Origin of the sequence: Hugenholtzia roseola DSM 9546, assembly GCF_000422585.1 — a bacterium.
Classification (GTDB): Bacteria; Bacteroidota; Bacteroidia; order Cytophagales; family Bernardetiaceae; genus Hugenholtzia; species Hugenholtzia roseola.
The window spans coordinates 95,828-118,303 of sequence record NZ_KE383887.1 but is presented as its reverse complement, the minus strand read 5'-3'; the positions used below and the strand labels follow the sequence as shown (position 1 = coordinate 118,303).

Genomic DNA, 22,476 nt, shown 5'->3' with positions numbered 1-22,476 from the left:
ACATGGGAAATGGCTTTAAAAAATGCGAAAAAAAGGCTTCGAGTTAGGCTTGCAAGTTAGTAAATTTTTGGTGTTTTTTTAGATAAAAGAAAGGAAATTTTCCTATTATAGGTCTTCTATGATTTCCAAGATAGGGCGCAGCGGAAGTTTGTCGGTGCAAAGGGCAAGAAGCTCTTGCTGGCTAACGCGAAAGATAGGGTGCTGAAAATCAGGAGCTAACGCCACCATAGGGACTAAAGCAAAGCGTCTTTGGTGCAGTAAGGGGTGCGGAATTTGCAAATTTGGCTCGGATATTACATGGCTACCGAAATAGAGAATGTCGATGTCGATGGTGCGCCTATCCCATTTTCGGACGCGCTCTCTGCCAATTTTTGCCTCTATTTTCAACACGCTTTCGAGCAGGTTTTGCGGACTTAGTTCGGTTTGTAATACTAAAAGTTGATTGTAAAAAAGGGGCTGTTCTTCTAATCCCCAAGGTGCGGTTTCGTAAATGGCAGATTGGGCTTCTAAAAAGCCTACTTCCTTTTGCAAGAAAAAGCGTGCCGCTTCCAAATTTTGGCGTTTATCACCCAAATTGCTCCCTAAGAGCAAATAAACACGTGTTTTTGCAGTCATAAAGGGTAGAATTAACATAGACTTCTTTTCAAACCTACCTGATTTGAAGGGAAAGTCTTGTATTTTTGAAGTGCAAAGATGCAATATAGCCGCCAATAAATCCGCTATCTCACGCCTTTTTGTCAAACAAAATCCATTCAAGCGAGTATCCTAAGCGCGGAACGTCCTTCTTTTTTACTTCAAAAAATTGAATTATGAAAAAAAACTTACTTATCTTTTTGGCTTGCTTTTTCGCACTTGCTTGGCAGCAGGTTTGGGGGCAAGCAATTTTTGAAAATCCTATCACAGGCACAAATCCGAATACAAGTAACCCCTACACCACAGGGCAGACCGTCAATGCAAATCTAACCGTTTCGGGAATCGGCAGAGGTTCGGGCATCAGTGGAACTGGGGCAACTAACCGATACAATGCAAACGGTTGGGAGAGTGGCTCTTTGGCTACCGCTATTGCAAATAACGACTATTTCGAATTTACCCTTACGCCTAATGCAGGTTTTCAAATCAATTTCACAAGTTTTGTATATACAGCGCAAAGAAGTAATACCAACATTGCTAATTTTAGTTTCCGTTCAAGTCTTGATGGATTTGCAAGCAATATAGGGAGTCCTACTTTTAGTGGCACAACGATTGACCTATCAGCGGCACAATTTCAAGGCATTACCTCAGCCGTAACCTTTCGCCTGTATGCTTGGGGTACAAACAACGGTACTGGCACTTTTAGCATCAACGATTTTACTTTCAATGGTACTGTAACTTCGGCAGCCCCTTTGGATACAGAAGTGCGTTTTTCGGCTACTTCGAGCAGTGCGCTCGAAAATGCAGGGAGTTTTAATATTCCTGTTCAGATAAGCAATCCAAGTGCCTCTACCGCAACCAGCGTGCAGGTGGTTTTATTGAGTGGTGATGCAGCGCGTTTGAACAACTACACAACCCAAACGCTCACCTTCCCCGCAGGCTCTTCTGCCGTTCAGAATCTGACCCTAAGCCTAACGAATGACAATGCCTGTTTGGGCAATGAAAACTACCTTTTCGAGCTACAAAATGTCAGCGGCGGCACAAATGCAAGCGCGGTAAATCCTACCCAACACCAATTTACGCTGATAGAAGACGAAAATACCGCAACAACGCTCTTTTGGCAGGGCTTTGAAGGGGGCGGCACTTGGAACATCACCGCAGGGGCAGGCAACCTTTCCAACAACACAGGGGCGGCAGATGCCTTCCTACCCAATGCGCGTATTCGCACAGGAAAAGGCTCTTGGCAGGTGAGCAATGCCAATGCGAGTTTGGTTTTAGAAAACCTCAACACAACCGCTTATAGCGATATGCAAGTGGAGATTTTCCTTTCCAGCACCGCCACCAACGCCGCCAATGGTGCAGACGGCACAGATGAAGTTCGCGCCTTTGTTGCCCTCGACGGAGCGGCTTTTTCGGCTACCCCTGATATTAGACTGACAGGCTTTAACAACGGCAAATGGGATTATAGCCAAGCCACAGCCACTACCAGCGCAGGCACGCCTTTGGTACAAAACACCAACACGACCAAATACTCGAAATTGGTTATCCAAATTCCAAATGGCACTACTTCGCTTAGTTTGCGCATAGAAGCCCAAAACGACAACAACGACGAAATTTGGAACATAGATGACATCAGCCTACGCGGAAGTCTTTGCGCCCTGCCCGACGTTTTAAACCCTACCGCTACCGCCTTTTGTACCGACAATCTCGACCTTAGCTGGACGCTCCCTGCCGACTATGATGCCACTACCGACGAAGTTTTGGTATTTTTAAAAGCCGACGCGCCAATTCTTTTGGGTACAAATACACAGGATTATAGCGGCTACACCCCAAACCCCAACTTTACAGATGCCTCGCCTTTGGCAGCTACGCCCTACCCTTTCGACAATGCCGCCAAACTTGTCTATCGCGGAGATGGTACAAATGTCAATGTTTTTAATTTGATGGAAAACCGTTTTTATTATGCTCAAATTTTTCATGTCCGAAATAGCAACCAATATTCCTACGGTCTGCATCAAATTGCAAAAACGGCTGCCAATCCTGCTCCCATCAATAGCCTTAGCGCACAAGCCCAAAATGCAAGCGCAAGCCTTACTTGGCTCAATCCCGATGCCTGCTATGATGAAATTATGGCAGTAGTGGGCGTGAGCGGATTTAGCGCAACGCCCGTAGGTGATGGTGCAGGCTATACTGCCTCCGCCACTTATGGCAGCGGAACGGCAATCGGAGGCGGCTTTGTAGCCTTCAAATCGCCGACAGGAAACCGTTTAGACCTAAGCGGACTTAGCAATGGCACTACCTACTGCGCTAAGTTTTTTGTTCGAAAAGGCAGCACTTGGTCGCAAGAAAGGGAAGTTTGCTTTACACCCAACACAGGCAAAATTTTGTACCCCGGCGATATGGCTATTATCGGTTGGGACGCGCAAACATCAGGCGCAGACGACGAAATTCATTTGGTTACTTTGGTAGAACTCACGCCACAGACGCAATTTATTTGGTGCAATGCCACTTTTGAAAATGGAAACGCCGCCTTTTCGCGCAATATAGACTGGGAAACCAATACTTCTTTCGGTTGGGACGACATTCAAGTCCGTCAATTTACGTGGAATGGCGCAAGTAGCATACCCGCAGGAACGGTGATTTCTTTCGAATCGGTAGGCATCGGTTCAGGGATTGCCAATATTAGGCTCAATGGCGTGGCTACGGCTGCTTTTACTGTGGTAGGAAGTGGCAGCGGTGGCGCAAATATCAGCACCAGCAACGCAGACCAAATGTTTGTCATGCAAGGCACTTTCGACATTCCAAATGGTAGCTTTCAGGGTAATGTTCTTTTTGGCATGAGCAATGACGCTACTTGGGTCAATTTAAACCAAAACGCAGGCACTTCGCGCACTTCGCGCCTACACCCGCATATTCTTTGTTTGAATGTGGCTTATGGTAGCAATAGAGAAGTCGCCTTTTACAATACCACCGCCCTGCATACAGGCTCGCAATCAGAACTTTTGGCAAATATCGTCAATACAGGCAATTGGACAGCCACAGGCACTACCGTTGCGCCTACCTTGCAAAGCACAAATTTCAACGTAAGTGCAGCCGCCTCGCTTGGCACTTGGGTAGGAAATGGAGGAACAGCCTCGCGCGAAAACTGGTTTGAGTGTCAAAATTGGGAACATCGTTTTGTACCCGACCGAAGAATAGATGTAAGCATAAACAATCTGACCAACGACAACGCCGACATCGACGCTGCCTCTACTGCTGCACGCGAGTACGACCGCATCGCACGTTGTAAAAATCTGACCCTAAGCCAAAATCAGGTGATTTTAGATGCCAACGGCGGCAATGATTTGCTCCGCATCTATGGCAATTTCAACCTTTCAGGCGCAGGGCTGCTCAATATGAGCGACGGCAACAACGCCACCGAAGACGGCAAAATCCAACTCTTTGGAAATTGGACAAATGCAGTAGGAAAAACCGCCTTCGCAAAAGGAAACGGCAGCGTGGAGCTTATTGGGGCAAATCATCAAAACTTTACCACCGTTGCGGCTAACGCCGAAGAGGATTTTTATCGCCTTATTCTAAACAAAAACCCCCAAGCGCATCTCTTTTTGGCTTCCCAAATGCGCCTACAAATAGACCATGAGCTGGTTCTCACGCAGGGCGTTATCTTTACGGATAGCCTTTTTTGGGTTGTCTTTGATGAAAATGCCGTAGCCATCGGCGGTAGCAAACAAAGTTTTATCCATGGCGAGGCTCTTAAATTGACCAATAGCACCGATATTTTTCTGATGCCTTTGGGCAAGCTCATAGGCACAAGAGGGCGATACAATCCGCTCGAAATCGAGCCGCAAGGGGCAGCCGCCGCCAGTTTTGCAGGCGAATATTTCCCAAGTGCTTACTCTTTTCTTACGCCTGTGGAAAATCCGCCCCTCGACCGCGTTAGCCACTTAGAACATTGGTCTTTGGATAGACGTAGCGGCACAACGCCTGCCAAAGTTACGCTGCACTATACCGTAGAAGCCGATGGAGGCTATGATATGAGCGGCATGGTTGTGGCGCGTTGGGAAAAAACAGGGGCTGCCTTAGCGCAGGGCATTTGGCGCGACCAAGGGCAAGATGTAGGGCGCACCTATGGCTCTGTGTCGGAAGGTTATGTTACAAGTGCCGTTTTTGTCAATACCTTCGAGCCTTTTGCTACGCATAGCACGTTCTTTACCTTAGGCACTTTCACCGACCTCAATCCGCTGCCCGTAACGTGGCTTTCTTTCGAGGCGACACTCGAAGCGCAGGGCGTTTGGTTGGAATGGAAAACCGCACAAGAACTAAATGCCGACTATTTTGAAATAGAGAAAAGCCTTGAAAATGAAGCGACAAGCGGCGAAAGGCAGGAAAAAGAGCCAACAACTACTTTCCAAAAAATAGGCAGCCTCAAAGCAAAAGGCAGCACCAACGCCATTCAAAAGTATCGCTTTTTAGACCCCGAAACGCATTTGGGCAAGGTCTATTATCGCCTCAAACAAGTTGATTTTGATGGCACTGTGCATTATTCGCCTATCATATCTGTTAGCCAAAAGCAAAACGATTTGATACAACTTTATAGTGCAGATAAAAAAGTATTCCTAAAATCAAACTTAAAGGAAGCACAGACCCTATCCCTTCTTTTTTACGATACAAAGGGTAGTCTGCTTGCTTCCTATCAGGTGCAAGTACCCGCAGGAAGTCAGCTTGTATCGCTCCCAACATTGCCCAAAGGTTTGCTTCTTTTCCAAATTTTGCCACAAAAAAACCTCGCCTCGCCTGCCAATCTAAGCGGCAAAGTTTGGATTGACTAAAACGAAGGGCATTTCTTTACAAAACCAAAGACGAAAGGCACAAACTGTCTTTCGTCTTTTTTATCTATTTTCTACAATTTTTTAGCCTTGTTTTTGGGTAAAAATGCCAAAAAAGACTATTTTTGCCTGTCCTAATTTTTGCCAAACCTACCTCTTTTTAAAAATTGTTTTCTTTTGTAATGGTAATCTTTTTCTGATGCACACCCACCTGATAGAAACCGAAAAGCACAGCGATTTTTTAGCCCAAAATCGCCAAGACCCTATTACGGGCGATAGCATCAAGGCAGGCGATAAGGTCGTTTTTTGTGCCGCCTGCAAATCCGTTTTTTTGGTAGAAACTTGGCAGTATTTGGGTGAGCAGCACTGTGGGCAGAGCCAGACTTTGGAAGCGATACCGATTAGAAGAAATTTGAATATTAAATCAGATAAATTTGATTTACGCACCTATAAACTGGCTTTGACTGCCAATGTAAACACACTTGACACCAGAAATTGGATTGAGGGTGACTTGCCGATTGAATATAAGAATTTTACTAATGTTTCTACTAAAGAAATAGTTGTAGTTTTTATTATTTCATTATTTGTTTTTTTTGGAATAATGTTTATTTTTACAATTTTTAATTTTATACTTCTTTTTATTCTTATTGTAGCAAGTATTTATCTTTTTATTTTTTTTAATAACACTACTAAAAAACTAACAAGAACAGATAAAAAAATTGAAACATTATTTGATTTTTTTATTAAAGATAATTCTATTTTAATAATAAAAGAAAGTACAATGTTCTATATATTAAATTCAGCTATCTCCGAAATATATATTTCAGGCGACGACCAATATGAGGACGAGGGCTTTTCCACAGGTCATTTTCACGTCCTTATTACAGAAAAAAGCGGTGTAGAGTCTTATTTTACAATAACCTTGAACTATGAAAGTGCCAAACTCTTTTTTAACGAGTTTGCGGTTTGGAGTCGGAATGTGGAGGTTTATATCAAACGCTACGGACTTCCTACCTATGGTTTTAAAAAGCGAATTAGCTATCTTATGTCGCACATCAATTATTTAATCAATTATCGTGAAGCTAAATTTAAAATTTGGTAATTTTTAAACTATAAAAAATATACTGTATGCACACTCACCTGATAGAAACTGAAAAGCACAGCGATTTTTTAGCCCAAAATCGCCAAGACCCTATTACGGGCGATAGCATCAAGGCAGGCGATAAAGTCGTTTTTTGTGCTGCCTGCAAATCCGTTTTTTTGGTAGAAACTTGGCAGTATTTGGGAGAGCAGCACTGTGGGCAGAGCCAGACTTTGGACAAAATTCCGCAAGCGACTGTCCTTACGCTGCGCCAAAAAATCTTTGATTTGGATAATTATCCTTTTCAAGTACAAGCTAATATCAGCCTTGCCCCTACGGAAATTTGGAGCGTCAGGCTTCGCCAAAAGACAAAAAACGGCAATTTCAAAAGGATTGCGCTTTCTATGGCAGCCATCTTGATAGGTTTTTTGCTGCCCCTTCTAAGTTTTATTGGCACAGAGGCAAATTTATTGATACCCTTCCTACTTGCTACTTTTTTGGCTGCCACGCTTACTTTTATGATAAATAAGTTTTCTATTCTTCCTTATTTGAAGGAAAATAGAAAAAATAATTTGTTTTTAAATAAAACTTCTTTAGCATTGAGGCAAAAAAAGGGAATCCTGCACGTTTCTATCGATAAAATAGAAGCCCTCACTATTTCGGGTTTTGATGAAAATTTGACCGAACAAATAGGGCGTTTCAATCTATATCTGCGCCTGCAAGACGGCACAGACCACGAAATTTCCCTTTTATTGGACTTTACCCAAGCCAAAGCACTTTTCTACCAACTTAGCCTTTGGAGCGAAAAGGTTAGCATTTATATCAGAAAAAACAAACTTCCCACCTACGGAATGGGCGAAGAAACCAGCCTTTTGCTTTCACATCTATACTTTCTTTTTAACTATCGTGATGCTAAGTTTGAGTTTATTTGAGAGAGAATAAATTTCAATACTTATGTTATTTTTCATATAAAAAGCGTTAATTTTAAGTAGTTTTTTATTTTGTAGGGACAAAGCTCACCTTGTCCCTACAAAACTTGTCATTTTTTATTATTTTATAGCCAAAAGATAGCAGCGTCTATTTAGAAACCGCCATTTCTAACACAAACTTGCCTTCTTCTACCTCTACCTCTTCGCCGTTTTCCACATTTTCTACCAAATCTAAGGCTAAGGCTTGGACTTCTTGGCAGATATAGGCTTGATGATTTTGTAGAGCCTGATTGAGGAAAGTACCCGAAAGTTGTACTTTTAGTTTGATTTTATCTTGTACTTCCAAACCTTTTTCTTTGCGTAGGTTTTGAATACGATTGACAAAATCACGTGCCACACCTTCCTCTTTGAGCGTTTCGGAAATGGTTACGTCGAGGGCAACGGTAATGCCTGCTTCGGCAGCCACAAGCCAGCCTTCTACATCTTGGGAGGCAATTTCTACCTCTTCGAGAGTCAAGATGATAGGTTCGCCGCTGTCGGTTTTTATCAAGACTACCCCTGTTTGTTCGGCGGTACGGATTTGGGCAGGAGTCATTTTATTGATAAAAGCGGCAATCTGTGGCATCTGTTTGCCATACTGTCCGCCTAATTTTCGGAAGTTGGGCTTGATTTTCTTAACTAAAAGTTCAGAATTTTCAGGTATAAATTCTAAACTTTTTACATTCACTTCTGAAAGGATAATGGGAGCTGCCTTTTGTACCAAGACCTTTGTAGCCTCGTCGGGTGCTGCCACCATGATTTTTTCCAAAGGCTGACGGACGCGAATTTGCTTGCGCTTTCTTAGGGCGTGTGTCATAGACGAAATCTGCTGTGAGAGTTCTACCTGACGCTCTAAGTCCTTGTCTATCAGACTTTTATCCACATTCTGCCAATAGCTCAAATGGATAGACGGGTGTCCGAAGATAGAACGGTTGTTTTGTTTTGCTACTAAAATCTGAACGTCTTTTTCTGATAAAGTTTCGGTTAGATTTTGATATAACCAATCGGCAAAGAAAGGCGCGATAGGGGACATAAGCTGCGAAACGGCAAGCAAACATTCATAAAGCGTTTCATAAGCCATGTGCTTATCCTGCGTCATTTCACCTACCCAATAGCGTTTTCTGCAAAGGCGCACATACCAATTTGAAAGTTGGTCGCAAACGAAATCTTGGATAGCACGCGCTACCTTAGTAGGCTCATAGTCAGCATAATAGCCATCTACTTCGGCAATAAGGCTATTGAGTTTGGAGCTAATCCAGCGGTCGAGTTCGGTGCGGCTCTGCACAGAAGTTTGCTTTTCTGCCGAATAAGTCCAATTATCTAAATTCGCATAAATGGCAAAGAAATTATACGTATTTTGAAGCGTTCCAAAAAACTTGCGCTGCACTTCCGTAACCCCATCAAGATTGAAACGAAGGTTATCCCAAGGGTTTGCATTTTCTACCATATACCAGCGCGTTGGGTCTGCGCCATACTGCGAAAGGGTTTGGAAAGGGTCGACGGCATTGCCCAAACGCTTAGACATTTTGTTGCCATTTTTATCTAAAACCAAACCATTTGAAATTACATTTTTAAAGGCAATTCCTCCAAAAAGCGACTTGTTTTCTTCTGTTTCGCCCAGCATCACAGCAAGGGCATGCAGGGTGAAGAACCAGCCGCGCGTTTGGTCTACGCCTTCGGCAATGAAATCGGCGGGGTAATTTTTTTCAAAAATGCCCTGATTTTCAAAAGGATAGTGCCACTGCGCATAAGGCATCGCACCCGAATCGAACCAAACGTCGATAAGGTCGGTTTCGCGATATAGCTTTTCGCCTTCCCTAACCAGCGTAATCCTATCGGCATAAGGGCGGTGCAGGTCAAAACCGTCTTGTTTTTGGTATTTTTCTAAAATTTCGGCGTTTTGCTGCTTTTCCACTTCGGAAAGCAAAGACGAAGTTTGGGCTGCCTGCATTTCGGTAATGAGCTGCTCTACCGAACCGATACAAATTTCCTGCGTGCCTGTTTCGTTGCGCCAAATGGGAAGGGGCGTTCCCCAATAGCGGCTGCGGCTCAAATTCCAATCTACCAAGTTTTCAAGCCAATTTCCGAACCTGCCTGTGCCTGTACTTTCGGGCTTCCAGTTGATGGTTTTATTAAGCACGATAAGTTTTTCTTTTACCTTTGTAGTAGCGATAAACCAAGAAGCCAAAGGATAGTACAAGATGGGCTTATCGGTGCGCCAACAGTGGGGATAATTGTGTTCGTACTTCTCGATTTTGAAGGCGCGATTTTCGGCTTTTAGTTTCAAAGCAATTTTCAAATCGGTGCTTTCATAGCCTTCCGCACTCGTAACCTCGTCGGGTTCGTATTCTGATTTGACGGCTCTGCCTGCAAAATCGGTAACTTCTTTTACAAATCTGCCACTTTTATCGACCAAAGGCATGGGCTGTCCATTTTCGTCTAAGACCAAAAGCGGCGGCACGTCATTTTCACGCGCCACACGAAAGTCGTCTGCGCCAAAAGTAGGGGCAATATGCACAATGCCTGTACCATCTTCGGTGCTTACAAAATCGCCTGCAATGACCTGAAAGGCATTTTGGGCATTTTCCAAAGGCTGCACATAAGGCAGAAGTTGCTCATATTTTAGCCCCAAAAGATGACTACCCTTAAACTGTTCTACGATAATATAAGGGTGCTTATTTTTGTGCTTCTCCTCGTCGTATTCGTTGTGAGGCACGTACCTATCAGGAGTCAAGACCTTGTTTATCAGGGCTTTAGCAAAGATAATAGAAATCGGCTGTTTGGTATATTGGTTATGCGTTTCAACCTTAATATATTCAATATCTTTTCCTACGGCAAGGGCAGTATTGGAAGGCAGCGTCCAAGGGGTCGTTGTCCAAGCCAAGAGAAATTCATTGTCTTTGCCCTTGACCTTAAATTGTGCCATCATCGAAAGGTCTTTTACTTCGCGATAACAACCGGGCTGATTTAGCTCGTGCGAAGAAAGCCCTGTGCCTGCGGCAGGCGAATAAGGCTGAATGGTGTAGCCTTTGTATAGAAAGCCTTTGTCATACAGACGCTTTAAAAGATGCCAAAGCGTTTCAATGTATTTATTATCAAAGGTAATATAAGGGTCTTGCAAATCTACCCAATAGCCCATTTTTTGGGTGAGGTCTTCCCATTCTGTTTTGAAACGCATGACGGTTTCTCTACATTTCTGGTTGTATGCCTCGATGGAAATTTTCTTACCGATGTCTTCTTTTGTAATACCTAATTCCTTTTCTACTTGCAATTCGATAGGCAGCCCATGCGTATCCCAACCGCCTTTACGCGCGACCTGCTTGCCTTTTAGGGTCTGATAGCGGCAAAAAATGTCTTTAATAGTACGCGCCATAACGTGATGAATCCCCGGCGCACCATTCGCCGAAGGAGGACCTTCATAGAAAGTAAAGGTAGGCTCGCCTTCTCTTTGGGTAATAGATTTTTCAAAAATGCCCTCATTTTGCCAAAATGACAAGACCTCTTGGGCGATAGCTGCATAGTGCAGGTTCTTAACTTCGGTATATTTTTTCATCGGTTTTAGATTTTACAAAGAAAATTCTGCATATCAGGCAGAAGCTCTCCCAAATAAGGTTTTGGGTTAGCCAAAAAAGCGCGTCTTTTCTGAAAACTCCGCAAGTTCGGAAAAAAAATTGAAACGCCAAAAAAAATTAGCCCACGCCCTCGAAGCGCAATTCGGCTACGCTTTTAGTCTGACTCGAAAAGTTTATGCCAATCAGATAAATTTTCTTATCCTGCCCCATAAACTGCTTGTAATAGCCACGCTCGTGAATTTGCCTAAGTGCAATTTCGGCAGATTCATTTAATTTAAATTCAAAAATATAAACTTTATCATCAACCTCTAATAGGGCATCAATCCTACCCAAAGATGTAGATACTTCGCTATAAAGGTGAAAACCACACAATTTAAAAGTTAGAAAGACTATCGCATAAAAATATTTTTCTTGGTTTTGGTCAAATATTTGGTAGGGAATAGAAGCAAAAAGCGTATTAAAAACTGTTTTCATCAACTCGAAATTAGAAGTTTCTACTGCCTCAATCAAGTCAAAAGCAGCCAACGCCTGACGCGGACTCTCGACATAGGCTTCCAAAATACACTCCAACATAGACTTTTCTACCTCTTTATTTGGATAGCCTAAGAGATAACGCCCCAAGCGGTCTATCTTTTTTATCGTTAGGTAGCCTGTTTGAAAAAGTATAGTTTCTAAATTCAAGTTATTTATATCTACGTTTTCTATATAATTAGAAGTAACCCTAACGCCCGATACATCATACATGACCTCTTTTTTCAGAAGTTCCACCAGAAATTTAGGTGTTCCGCTATCAAACCAATAATTATTAAATTTTTTAGCAAAAAGAAAGCGTAAAATAGAGTAAGGATTGTAAAGTTTATCTGTCCCATTCCAAGAAAAGCCATTGTACCAACCCTTTATCTCTGTCAATAAAACTTCAAGCGGCATATTTTTCTTTTCTGCAATATAATTTAGGTGCGCAGAAAAATAACTTTCTAATTCTTTTTGTGTATAACCTAAAAGGTTGTGATAATCATCTACCTGCGATAAATCCGTAAGATTATTCAAGTCCGAAAAAAGTGAAATTTTGGAAAATCGTGCAATTCCTGTCATAAAAAATAGGCGAATGTGTGCAGAGCTGCCTTTCACGACACTATAAAAAGTTCGCAAAATGTCGCGGTGCAGTTGAGCTTTTTTATTCTCCCCGATTTCTAATACATCTGTAATTGGCTTATCGTATTCATCTATTAAAATGACAACTTTTTTATTTGTTTTTTCGTGTAAAGTTTCTATTAGTTCGGAAAATTTTAAAGCAATTCCCTTTTTTGTAAGACTCACTTCGTATTCTGCCGCCATCTCTTCCAAACGTAGCTCAATCGCTTGGTACAAGCCTATATCGTTAAATCCGATTCTACTAAAATCAAAATGCAGGACAGGATTGCTTTCCCAAGTGATTTTATCTTCGATATAAAGCCCTGCAAAGAGTTCCTTTTTGCCTAAAAAAAGAGCTTTTAAGGTGCTGATTAACAAGGACTTACCAAACCTGCGCGGACGAGGAAGGAAAATAAATTTTTGCTGTTCTATAAATAAAAGTTGGACAAGGAAGGCTGTTTTGTCTACATAAATGCAGCCTTTTGTTCGCAACTCCTCAAAAGACTGCTCACCTATGGAAAGTAAAGGTAGTTGTGTCATTTTTTAGTTATATTGATAAAATAATTTCAATAATTTTTTTTGTAGTGAAAGATATTACACTATGAAGTAAGTTAATTTTGAAAACTGAAAATAGCTTTTTATTCCAACCCAACTTAGGAAAAGACAGTATCCTACTCCTACCAAGATAGCGTAAAGTTCCAACTTCACAATGCAAACTCACTTGCAACGAAGATGGAACTTCGTACTACTATTTTCAAATTTGACATGAAATATAATTTGACAAATAACATTTTAGAACTTAATTACTAAAAAAGGTCATTAAGTCCCTCGAAGCGCAATTCGGCTACGCTTCTGTGGCATTGAGTAGTGCGATAAAGTCGGTTTCACTTAAAATGGTAACTTTCAATTCTTGCGCCTTTTTGAGCTTCGAATCGCCTGCCTTATCGCCTGCCAAAAGAAAATCTACTTTTGCAGAAACACCACTCACTACTTTTCCACCATTATTTTTAATGACTTCTTTAATCTCTTCGCGGTCATATTGGGTGAAAGTTCCCGAAACAACAAACGATTTGCCTGCCAAAATATCGCTACTCAAAACCTTTTGTTGCCCCGCCATCTGCAAGCCTGCTTGCGCCAAACGCGATATAAGCCTCTGATTTTCAGCATTTTGAAAAAAATCGTACAGACTTTCTGCTACCTTTTCGCCTATGCCATAAATGCTGGCAATTTCCTCTTTCGAAGCCTGTTCTATCTTTTGCATCGAGCCAAAATAGTCGGCTAAAATATCGGCGGTAGTCTTGCCAATGTAGCGAATCCCTAAGGCAAAGAGCAAATTTTTAAAGGGTTGTTGTTTGGATTTTTCTAATCCTTCTATGATATTTTGAACTGATTTTTCCTTAAAATTAGGCAAAGTTAGGATTTTTTCGGGGTCTAAATCGTACAAATCGGCTACATTTTGCAGCCAACCCTGTGCGTAGAAAGCCTGTATCGTTTTTTCACCCAAACTCTCTATGTTCATCGCCTTTCTATGCGTAAAATGGACAATTTTACCACAAACCTGTGGCGGACAGGCAGTTTCATTCGGACAGTAAAACGCAACTTGGTCTATTTCCTTAACCAAAGTAGTATTACATTCAGGACAAAGTGTAGGAAAAGCAATCGGCTGCACCGCAAGCGGACGGCGGCTTTTGTCTATGCCTGTGATTTTGGGTATAATTTCGCCACTTTTTTCTATCCAAACGCTATCGCCTATGTGTAAATCTAAGCGTTGGATTTCGTCGGCATTGTGCAAAGTAGCGCGTTTGACGGTTGTGCCTGCCAATTTGACGGGTTTTAAATTTGCAACGGGCGTAACTGCGCCTGTCCTACCTACCTGAAAATCAACACTTTGTAGGATAGTTAGGGCATTTTGGGGCTTGTATTTGTAGGCGATTGCCCAGCGCGGACTTTTGGCGGTAAGCCCCAAACTTTCGCGCTGCGCCAAAAGATTTACTTTCACAACCATACCATCTGTATCGAGGGGTAGTGAAAAGCGTTTCTGCTCCCAACTTTGGATAAAAGCTATCGCCTCTTCCATTTTTTGCACCTTTTTCCAATGGGGCGAAACTTCAAATTTCCAACTTTCTAAGGCTTTCAAACCCTGCTCATGACTAACAAAAGGCAATTTTTCACCATAAATTTCATAGACATAACAGCGCAAACCGCGCTTGGCTACCTGCGCCGAATCCTGCATCTTGATAGCACCCGAAGCCGCATTGCGCGGATTGGCAAGCAGACGCAATGCCGCAATTCCTTTTTGAGTGCGTATCTTATTTTCCTCCTCTATTTCCAAATTGAGCTGCTCAAATTGCTCTTTGGGCATAAAAATTTCGCCCCGTACCTCGAAAATAGGCGGCACGTCGGCTGCCTCCAAACGCAAGGGCAAATTGCGGATAGTGCGTACATTAGCCGTAACCTCGTCGCCCTGCACGCCATCACCGCGCGTAACGGCACGTGTGAGTATGCCATTTTCATATAAAATTGAAATCGCAACACCATCAAATTTTAATTCACAAATGTATTCTAAATTTTCTAAATCATTTACATCGCGCAAGCCTTTTTCTACGCGCTCGCCAAATTGAGTCAGTTCTTCCTCGTTGTAGGTATTTGAAAGGGAAAGCATAGGATAGCGATGCACCACCGTATCAAAATTTTTGGTAATGCCGCCCCCTACGCGCTGCGAAGGTGAATCGGTTTTCTTTAAAGTAGGATATTGATTTTCTAATAAAATTAAATCTTGTAGCATCTTATCAAACTCATAATCGGAGATAAGCGATTCATGGTGCAAATAATAGCGTTCATTGTAATAATTGATTTTTTGAGAAAGTTCTTGTATCGTTTTTTCAGCCTCTTGCAGGGTCATGACTTTTAGGGTTTAGGGTAAAAAAGGTCGGTAAAGATACAAAAAAGGCAGCAAAAAGGTTCGGCACAAGGGAGTAAAAAGGGGAAGGAAGGCAGGAATGTTAAGGTCTGTAAAAAGCCTTGTTTTATCAAAATTTTGTCAAATTGGAAACGAAATAAAATTTGGACTTAAACCCTAAGGGTCTTGAAGACCCTTAGGGTTTGGGGCATAGGACAAGGCAGTGCCTTGTCCCTACATTTGCACCTCATTTTTAGAACTTAACGCCGCTAAACAGAAGGACAAGAAAATTACACTTTGAGAAGCAGAGAGTTTTGAGCTATTAAAAAGTCATTTTAGACCACAAGCGCAACCCCTTTGGCTCATTTTCTGAAAAAATAGAACGCTTCGCCGCTATTTTCGTACCTTAGCGGTATCCTTTTGTAGCGAAAATGCAATTGGGATATTTTCTCTTTTTTTCATACACGCATTGAAATAATGATAAAAAAACTCACGACCCAAACCCCCGTTCTTGACCTGATTCGCAACCGTTGGAGTCCGCGTGCCTTCGCCGAGCGCGACCTTAGCCAAGAAGTAGTCGCAAGCCTTATCGAGGCGGCAGGCTGTGCGCCCAGTGCCATGAATGAACAACCTTGGCGGTTTGTAGTGGCACTGCGCCAAGAAGAAGCGGCTTTCCAGACCCTCTGCGATTTGCTTTTAGAAGGCAATAAAAAATGGGCAAAAAATGCCGCTGCCTTAGTTGTGGTTTTGGGCAAACAGACCTATTCGCTTAACGGCAAGCCCAACGGCAATGCCGCCCATGATGCAGGCATGGCAACCCAAAACTTACTCCTGCAAGCCCTTAGTCTGGAAGTCTATGGACACGTTATGGAAGGTTTTGAGAAAGAAAAAGCAACGGCGGTATTGGGCTTATCGCCTGATTTTAAGCCTGTTACTATGTTGGCATTGGGCTATTTGGGGCAGGCAGATAGCTTGGAAGAACCCTATTACACGCGCGAAACTACGCCGCGCAGCCGAAAGGCAGTAGAGGAGATTTGTTTTTCGGTAGGAAAAACCATTCAATAAATAGCCGTTGGAAAAAATAGCCGTTGGAAAGCCGCTGTCAGGGCTATCTCAAAGGCAGACTTGAAAAAAAACGCCTGAAAAATCAAAAAAGATAGCCTTAGATTTGTTTTTGGCTCAAAAACGCCTTACCTTCGCAGCAGAATTAGAAAAAACTTCCTGCCAAACAAAAAAGGAGTGCCAAAGGCTCTCCTTTTTTGTTTTCAATCCGTTTTAAAGCCTCTTTTTTATAGAAAGGGGAACTTCATTCTTAGCTTTTCTCTATGGCACTTGCACTTTCAGAAACTCTTACTTCGCTTTTCAATCAAGCCCTTGCCGATTTAGGCAGGGAAGGCGAACTTTTTTTGCTTGATGTAGCAATCTCAGGACGTGGAATCCAAAAGGTAGTCTTTACCGTCGATGGCGACAAAGGCGTAACTATCGGGCAGTGCGCCGACCTAAGCAGGAAATTGGGCGACCTTATCGAGCAGGCAGCTCTCTTTGCCGACGACCAGCCCTACGAATTAGAAGTAGGCTCGGCAGGTGCAGACCAGCCCCTACGCTTGCTACGCCAATACCCGCAACATATCGGGCGCAAACTTGTCTTCACCCTCAAAGACGAAACGGTAAAAAAAGGCAAGCTACTCGACATCAGAGAAGAAGCGGGCAAAATCCTACTCGATTTCACACAAGAATACGAAGTAAAGGAAGAAAAACAAGGCAAGACCAAGCTCAAAATCAAGTATCAGCCCGCCACCCTTGATTTTGATTCCATCAAAGAGGCGCAGGTAGAAATTTCTTTTAAATAGCCTTTTTGCCCCTTTGAACACAGCGAACGTACCAATTTTGAAAATATCTCACTTTCTATATCATTTTCTCTCTCAATATGGAAACGAACGAACTGATTGAATCCTTTGCAGATTTTGCAAGCAAGAAAAGAATCGACCGCGCAACGATTATCCGCATCTTAGAAGATGTCTTTCGCACCCTGATTCGCAAAAAGTTTAACTCTGATGAAAACTTCGACGTTATCATCAACCCCGACAAAGGGGATTTAGAGATTTGGCGTTATCTCAAAATTGTAGATGACAACGACCCCGAATTTAACGAAGATTTACACATCAAATTGAACCAAGCCCGCAAGATTGAAGCCGACTTCGAAGTAGGCGAAGACTTTGCACAAGCTATCAAGATAGAAGATTTTGGGCGTAGAATGGTGCAGACGGCACGCCAAACGCTTATCCAAAAGGTGCGCGATTTGGAAAAAGACCTTTTGTACCAAAAGTATAAAGATATGGTAGGCGAGATGGTAACCTGTGAGGTCTATCAAGCCCTAAGAAGGGAGTTGGTCTTGCATGATGCCGAAGGAAAGGAACTTGTGCTGCCCAGAGGCGAGCAAATTCCGAAAGACCATTTCTACAAAGGCGATACGGTTCGGGCGGTTGTCCATAAAGTAGATATGCAGAATGGCAATCCTAAGATTATCCTTTCGCGCACCTCGCCAAAATTTTTGGAAAGGCTCTTCGAAAAAGAAATTCCCGAAGTGTATGATGGCGTGATTTCCATTCGCCGCATTGTGCGCGAACCCGGTGAGCGTGCCAAAGTTGCCGTAGAATCTTACGACGACCGCATCGACCCCGTTGGCTCTTGTGTGGGCATGCGTGGCTCGCGCATCTACCCCATTGTGCGCGAACTCAACAACGAAAACATCGATGTCATCAACTTCACCGACAACTTAGAACTTTTCGTAGCACGCGCCTTAGCACCTGCTAAGGTTACGACCATGACCATCGATAACGAAAGCAACCGCATTTCGGCTTATCTCAAACGCGACCAAATTTCGCTCGCCATTGGTAAGAATGGGCAAAATATTCGCTTGGCAGGCAAATTAGTAGGCATGGAAATTGACGTTTTCAGAGAGGAATCGCTCAATAACGAAGACGAAGAAGACGTAGATTTGTCAGAATTTAAAGATGCCGTAGATGATTGGATTATCGAGGAGTTTCACAAAGTGGGCTTCGATACTGCCAAAAGCGTCTTGGAATGTCCGCGTGAAGACTTAGTGCGCCGCGTAGATTTGGAGGAGGAAACGATAGATTTCGTCTTAGAAATTTTGCGCAAAGAATTTGAATAGCCTTTTGATTATAGAAAAACCAAAAAGACCCTATTGGCGGCTTGCGCCCGATAGGGTCTTTTTTATGCCCTGCTGCTGGTGCAGGATTGGGTTCGAAAAAACTCACATTTTCAAATTTAGAACCAAATAAAATTTGGCATGAACACTGTTTTTGGGTCTGAAAACCCTTTTTATTTCAATCTCACTGCGGAAAAGGCAGTGTCTTGTCCCTACCTTTGCACCTAATTTTTAGAACTTTCTCCTGCCGCTACTACACTTTTTTGAAACCTATTAGAAGGCATTTTTTGCTAAATCGAAGGCAGAGGCAGACTTATCGAGCCTATGGGGGTTTTGGTCTAAAAGGGTTTGTTTTTGGGCTTTTTCTTGCGTTTGTTGGGATAAAAACGGCTTCGAGTCGCTACTATTCCTAAAACACATCTCTTATCCAATATCGCCATGACACCTTCTGCCCAACACGCCGAACATCTCGAAGACTTTGTCGTTGCGCCCGAAGTCATAGAGTCGCATTTGCGAAAAATTTACCTCAAAGCGGATAGCATTGTAGAAATTTTTATCCTTTTATCGTTTTTGTTTGGCTTTTTGCTGATGCTCCTTTCAGACAACCCCATTTCGCCCTACTTGGCAGTGGCGGCGGTGCTAAATTTGGGCATTGCAGTTTGGGCAAGGCAGAAAAAGCGTGGTACAACTTGGAGCAGAGGGCTTTATGCCTTCGTGTTGATGAATTTTTTGGTGCAATTTGTAGCCCAAATGGAGGGTTTGAGCGAGCTTTATTTTCTCTATTTTGTCTATCTGACCCTACTTATTTTGTATGAAGATTGGCTGCCTTCGCTGATTTTCAATTTGTACGCCTTTGCGCATCATGGGGTCTATTTTTACTTAGATTTTCAAGATATTAGTTGGAAGATTTATTTTCTGAATTTTATCAATCAAGAAAATACCTACTTAGTTACGGGGCTACACTTAGGGCTGACGGCATTACAAGCCGTTATCTGCGCTTGGTGGGCTTTATACCTTCGCAAAAATACGATTCAGAGTATTCGCATGAAGCTATTTTTCGAAAACCGCTTGCAGAGCCGTATGCGCAACATTGCTTTTGCCGAGGAGATAGCCAAAGAAAATTTTGAAGTAGAAGCCAATTTTGAAGCAGGCGACTCTTTGGGGCAGGCACTTTTAAAGATGCGCGACAATTTGCGAAAAGCGGCGCAATTAGAGTCGGAAGAGCAGTTTTTTAATGTAGGTTTTGCCAAAGCCAGCGAAATTTTAGCGCAAAATGCAGACGATAGAATAGATTTGCTCGAAAAGATGCTTAGTTTTTTGGTTTCCTACACACAGGGGCAGGTAGGCGCGATTTATCTGACGCATTACAGAGAGGCTACAAACCCAGAAAATCTAACCCCAGAACAGCAGGGAGGTGAAAAAGAGCCTTACCTTGTCCTCAATAATCTCTACGCCTATCATAAAAAACAGTACGAACAGTTTGAAAACGGACTAACCATTGCTTGGGGCGAGGGCATTGTAGGCGAGGCAGCCTTGCGCCTCAAACCGCTGCATTTTAATAATTTGCCACAAAATTTTCATACCGTAGAGTCGGCATTGGGCAAAACCAGCGTCCGCAATTTGCTTTTGCTACCCCTGCTTACGGCACAAAACGAATGTTTGGGCGTTTTAGAAATTGGTTATTTTCAAAATATCCCTTCCCATTACATCAACTTTGCCGAGCGAAGTGCGCACAATTTGGCAGAGGTATTGAAAAATATTATCGCCAACGAAGAAAACAAACGCCTTTTAGAAGAAACCCAAGCCGTTACGCTCAAACTTAAAAATGCACAAGAGGAAGCCTATCGTAGCAATAAAGCCCTGCACAAATTTAGGGATACGATGGATACTTATACGATTGTGGTAGAAATTAGCGCACAGGCGCGTATTGTGTATGTGAATGAAAAATTTTGTCAGGTTACGGGCTACGACTACGATGAAGCCGTCGGGCAGTTGCACACTTTCTACGTACCCGACGATGTACAGAAAGAGGGTTCGTATGAAAAGTTGCGCCAGAAGTTAGACCAAGCCCGCTATTTTGAGCAAGATGTCAGGCGCAAGAAAAAAGACGGTTCGGTGCTTTGGCTACGCGCCTATTATTTTCCCGAATTTGACGAAAACGGAAACTTAGAAAAAACCGTTTGCCTCTGTTCGGATATTACCGAAGAAAAGCAGCAGTACCAGCAAATGGCGACCCTTTTGTACCAATACGAAACCACACGCGAGCAACTCATGGCACAAAGCGAAGCCCTGCAAATCATTCAAACCCAACAAGAAGTCAAGATTATCGAACTCGAAACCCGCCTACAAGAAAAGGAGCGAAACCTAAGAGAGCTAAAACTGCGCTTGGGCGATAGAAAGCAAGCCTAAGTTTGATTGTTAGGTTTTGTTTTCTATTGCACTTTTTTTTGCTATTTTTGTAGTATCTTGCGACGCAAATCCAAGATTTGCCTTATTGATAGGGTATAGTCAAAGATTACACACAATAAGGATAAAATATAACCCAAAACGAAGTTAATTCTTTACAAGAAAATGGATATACTCAAATTATTTAATAATAAAAAAATAAATCTTTTTTTTGCTATGTTTTTTTTATCGTTTTATTGTTTTAGTCAGAATGAAAGTCATAGTAAAAATGACACGCCTGTCAATAAAAAAACCGATAGACGTATCATAATTACAGATGACTCCTTAGGATATAGACAATCCAAGTATTATAGTTCATTGGCAATGTTTAAAAAAGAATATGTCAAATATGCTCAAAGTTTAGATACGATAGGGGAGGGACATGATTATACTAAAAGTACAATCCTATTTTACTATTCATTTGAGATAACAGACTCTATAATTTCAAAATGTGAGAATATAATCAAAAAACAAAAGATAAAAAATATATACTATATAACATTTTATACATTACTAAAATATAAACCTTATGCAGTATATCCAGAAAATATTGATAATTGGACAACTCCATCAAAATTTTATTTTAATCACACTACCAAAACTTTCAAAAGAAACGAAAGTAACAAAAGTATAAAAAAGAGGATAATTGGCTTTTTACGAAGAGCAAAAAAATCAGTTAGAGTATATTATGGCTATATAGACGAAGAGGGGCAAAAGTACGTTCTTGTACATATAGTAGCTCTTAAAGTATTCCGCAAAAGACCTAAAACAAGTAGCCTGTTTTATTCACCTTTTACTAGAAAAGAACCATTAGAGTATATGTTGATTAAGATATAACACAGTACAGTAATGGCACACAACAACATTTTCTTGGAGCAATGCAATAAACACATTTTTAACAAAACTAACTCAAAAACACATAAAATGAAAAAAATATATACAAAAACAATAATTTATTTAGTTTTATTTTTTAACTATTTAAATTGTTTTTCTCAAAATGAAAGTCAAATTAAAAATAGTATACATATAGATAAATTAATTAATAATAATATCGTAATCACAACTGATTCTTTAAATTATAGAATACTTGAACTTATTAGCCCTGATAAATTTCAAAAAAAGTATATAAAATACGCTCAAAAATTAGACACTACATACAGCATACTTTTAAGAGAAAATCCAAAAGTAGATACAGTAATATTTTTATTAACACAACATTATTATTATTCTAATGTTTTAAATAGAGATATATTAAAATGTGAAAACATAATTAATGAAAAGAAAATAATGGAAACTCATTGGATGTTATTTTATTTAGAAAAATAAAAAGAGTATCTTGAATATAAAAAAAATGAAAACTTAATGTTGTATAATTTTAATACTGATGATTTGTACATTAATTATCTTGAAAAAAAAGATAAAATAAATAACAAAGCTCTTTTATTTTTTGAAAGGGCTAAGAAATCAAATAGAGTATATTCAGGATTCTTGGATAAAGAGGGACAAAAGTATATTCTTATACACGTTGTTTCGCGTAAACAATTTCGCAGAAATTCGCAAACAGGTAATATGTTTCCATCAGCAACCCCCATCCCCCGTAAAAAAAGAGAAAGAATAGAATTTATAATAATTAAAATATAAAAACATTAATAAGTTATAATACTAAGTGTAGACATTTACTGTACCCCTTATTAGTCTTATTCTACGCCTTATCCATTCCAATATAGTGCATACAGAAAGGTGTAGAAAAAT

General features: G+C 41.4%; 15 protein-coding genes. 10 read left to right on the top strand and 5 right to left on the bottom strand.

All coding sequences use genetic code 11. From position 1 onward, the window contains the following. Nucleotides 1-105 precede the first annotated feature (105 nt). On the bottom strand, nt 106-615 hold the full coding sequence (gene folK, locus G500_RS0119995; RefSeq protein WP_027003829.1) for a 2-amino-4-hydroxy-6-hydroxymethyldihydropteridine diphosphokinase: 510 nt from the start codon (nt 613-615) through the stop codon (nt 106-108). Nucleotides 616-809: 194 nt separating this feature from the next. On the opposite strand from folK, the gene G500_RS25355 reads away from it, so the two are divergent. From G500_RS25355 to G500_RS0119980, 3 genes are all read left to right on the top strand, one after another. Continuing rightward, nucleotides 810-5,459, top strand: a complete 4,650-nt coding sequence (locus tag G500_RS25355; RefSeq protein WP_051203950.1) for a Calx-beta domain-containing protein — start codon at nt 810-812, stop codon at nt 5,457-5,459. 196 nt (nt 5,460-5,655) lie between these two features. Continuing rightward, complete coding sequence (locus G500_RS0119985) at nt 5,656-6,558, top strand: hypothetical protein (protein ID WP_161626168.1); 903 nt, start codon at nt 5,656-5,658, stop codon at nt 6,556-6,558. Between the two features lie 26 nt (nt 6,559-6,584). Further along, complete coding sequence (locus G500_RS0119980; RefSeq protein ID WP_027003827.1) at nt 6,585-7,469, top strand: hypothetical protein; 885 nt, start codon at nt 6,585-6,587, stop codon at nt 7,467-7,469. Between the two features lie 145 nt (nt 7,470-7,614). Here G500_RS0119980 and ileS read toward each other — a convergent pair whose 3' ends face one another. The 3 genes from ileS to ligA all read right to left on the bottom strand — a co-directional run bounded on the left by ileS (nt 7,615) and on the right by ligA (nt 15,110). Beyond that, on the bottom strand, nt 7,615-11,058 hold the full coding sequence (gene ileS, locus G500_RS0119975) for an isoleucine--tRNA ligase (RefSeq protein ID WP_027003826.1): 3,444 nt from the start codon (nt 11,056-11,058) through the stop codon (nt 7,615-7,617). A gap of 136 nt (nt 11,059-11,194) precedes the next feature. After that, entirely contained in the window at nt 11,195-12,748 is a 1,554-nt protein-coding gene (locus G500_RS0119970) for an ATP-binding protein (protein WP_027003825.1), read from the bottom strand. A 304-nt stretch (nt 12,749-13,052) separates the two neighbouring features. Continuing rightward, a complete protein-coding gene (ligA, locus tag G500_RS0119965; protein ID WP_027003824.1) occupies nt 13,053-15,110 on the bottom strand; it encodes an NAD-dependent DNA ligase LigA in 2,058 nt (685 codons plus the stop codon). Nucleotides 15,111-15,584: 474 nt separating this feature from the next. Between ligA and G500_RS0119960 the strand changes: the two genes are divergently transcribed. The 3 genes from G500_RS0119960 (at nt 15,585) to nusA (ending at nt 18,282) form a co-directional block, all read left to right on the top strand. Beyond that, a complete protein-coding gene (locus G500_RS0119960) occupies nt 15,585-16,172 on the top strand; it encodes a nitroreductase family protein (protein ID WP_027003823.1) in 588 nt (195 codons plus the stop codon). Between the two features lie 260 nt (nt 16,173-16,432). Then, the gene (locus tag G500_RS24390; RefSeq protein ID WP_051203948.1) at nt 16,433-16,957 is read left to right on the top strand and encodes a ribosome assembly cofactor RimP; all 525 of its coding nucleotides are present in this window, start codon (nt 16,433-16,435) and stop codon (nt 16,955-16,957) included. A 77-nt stretch (nt 16,958-17,034) separates the two neighbouring features. Then, a complete protein-coding gene (nusA, locus tag G500_RS0119945) occupies nt 17,035-18,282 on the top strand; it encodes a transcription termination factor NusA (RefSeq protein ID WP_027003822.1) in 1,248 nt (415 codons plus the stop codon). 270 nt (nt 18,283-18,552) lie between these two features. Here nusA and G500_RS25825 read toward each other — a convergent pair whose 3' ends face one another. Further along, a complete protein-coding gene (locus tag G500_RS25825; protein WP_154657244.1) occupies nt 18,553-18,699 on the bottom strand; it encodes a hypothetical protein in 147 nt (48 codons plus the stop codon). 18 nt (nt 18,700-18,717) lie between these two features. On the opposite strand from G500_RS25825, the gene G500_RS0119935 reads away from it, so the two are divergent. The 4 genes from G500_RS0119935 (at nt 18,718) to G500_RS0119920 (ending at nt 22,365) form a co-directional block, all read left to right on the top strand. Then, nucleotides 18,718-20,688 carry a PAS domain-containing protein gene (locus G500_RS0119935; protein WP_027003821.1) on the top strand — a complete coding sequence of 657 codons (1,971 nt, stop codon included), beginning with the start codon at nt 18,718-18,720 and terminating at the stop codon, nt 20,686-20,688. Nucleotides 20,689-20,850: 162 nt separating this feature from the next. Then, a complete protein-coding gene (locus G500_RS0119930) occupies nt 20,851-21,561 on the top strand; it encodes a hypothetical protein (RefSeq protein ID WP_027003820.1) in 711 nt (236 codons plus the stop codon). 87 nt (nt 21,562-21,648) lie between these two features. Next, nucleotides 21,649-22,050, top strand: coding sequence for a hypothetical protein (locus tag G500_RS0119925; RefSeq protein ID WP_027003819.1), 402 nt, complete (start codon nt 21,649-21,651; stop codon nt 22,048-22,050). A 63-nt stretch (nt 22,051-22,113) separates the two neighbouring features. Next, entirely contained in the window at nt 22,114-22,365 is a 252-nt protein-coding gene (locus G500_RS0119920) for a hypothetical protein (RefSeq protein ID WP_161626167.1), read from the top strand. Nucleotides 22,366-22,476: the final 111 nt, after the last annotated feature.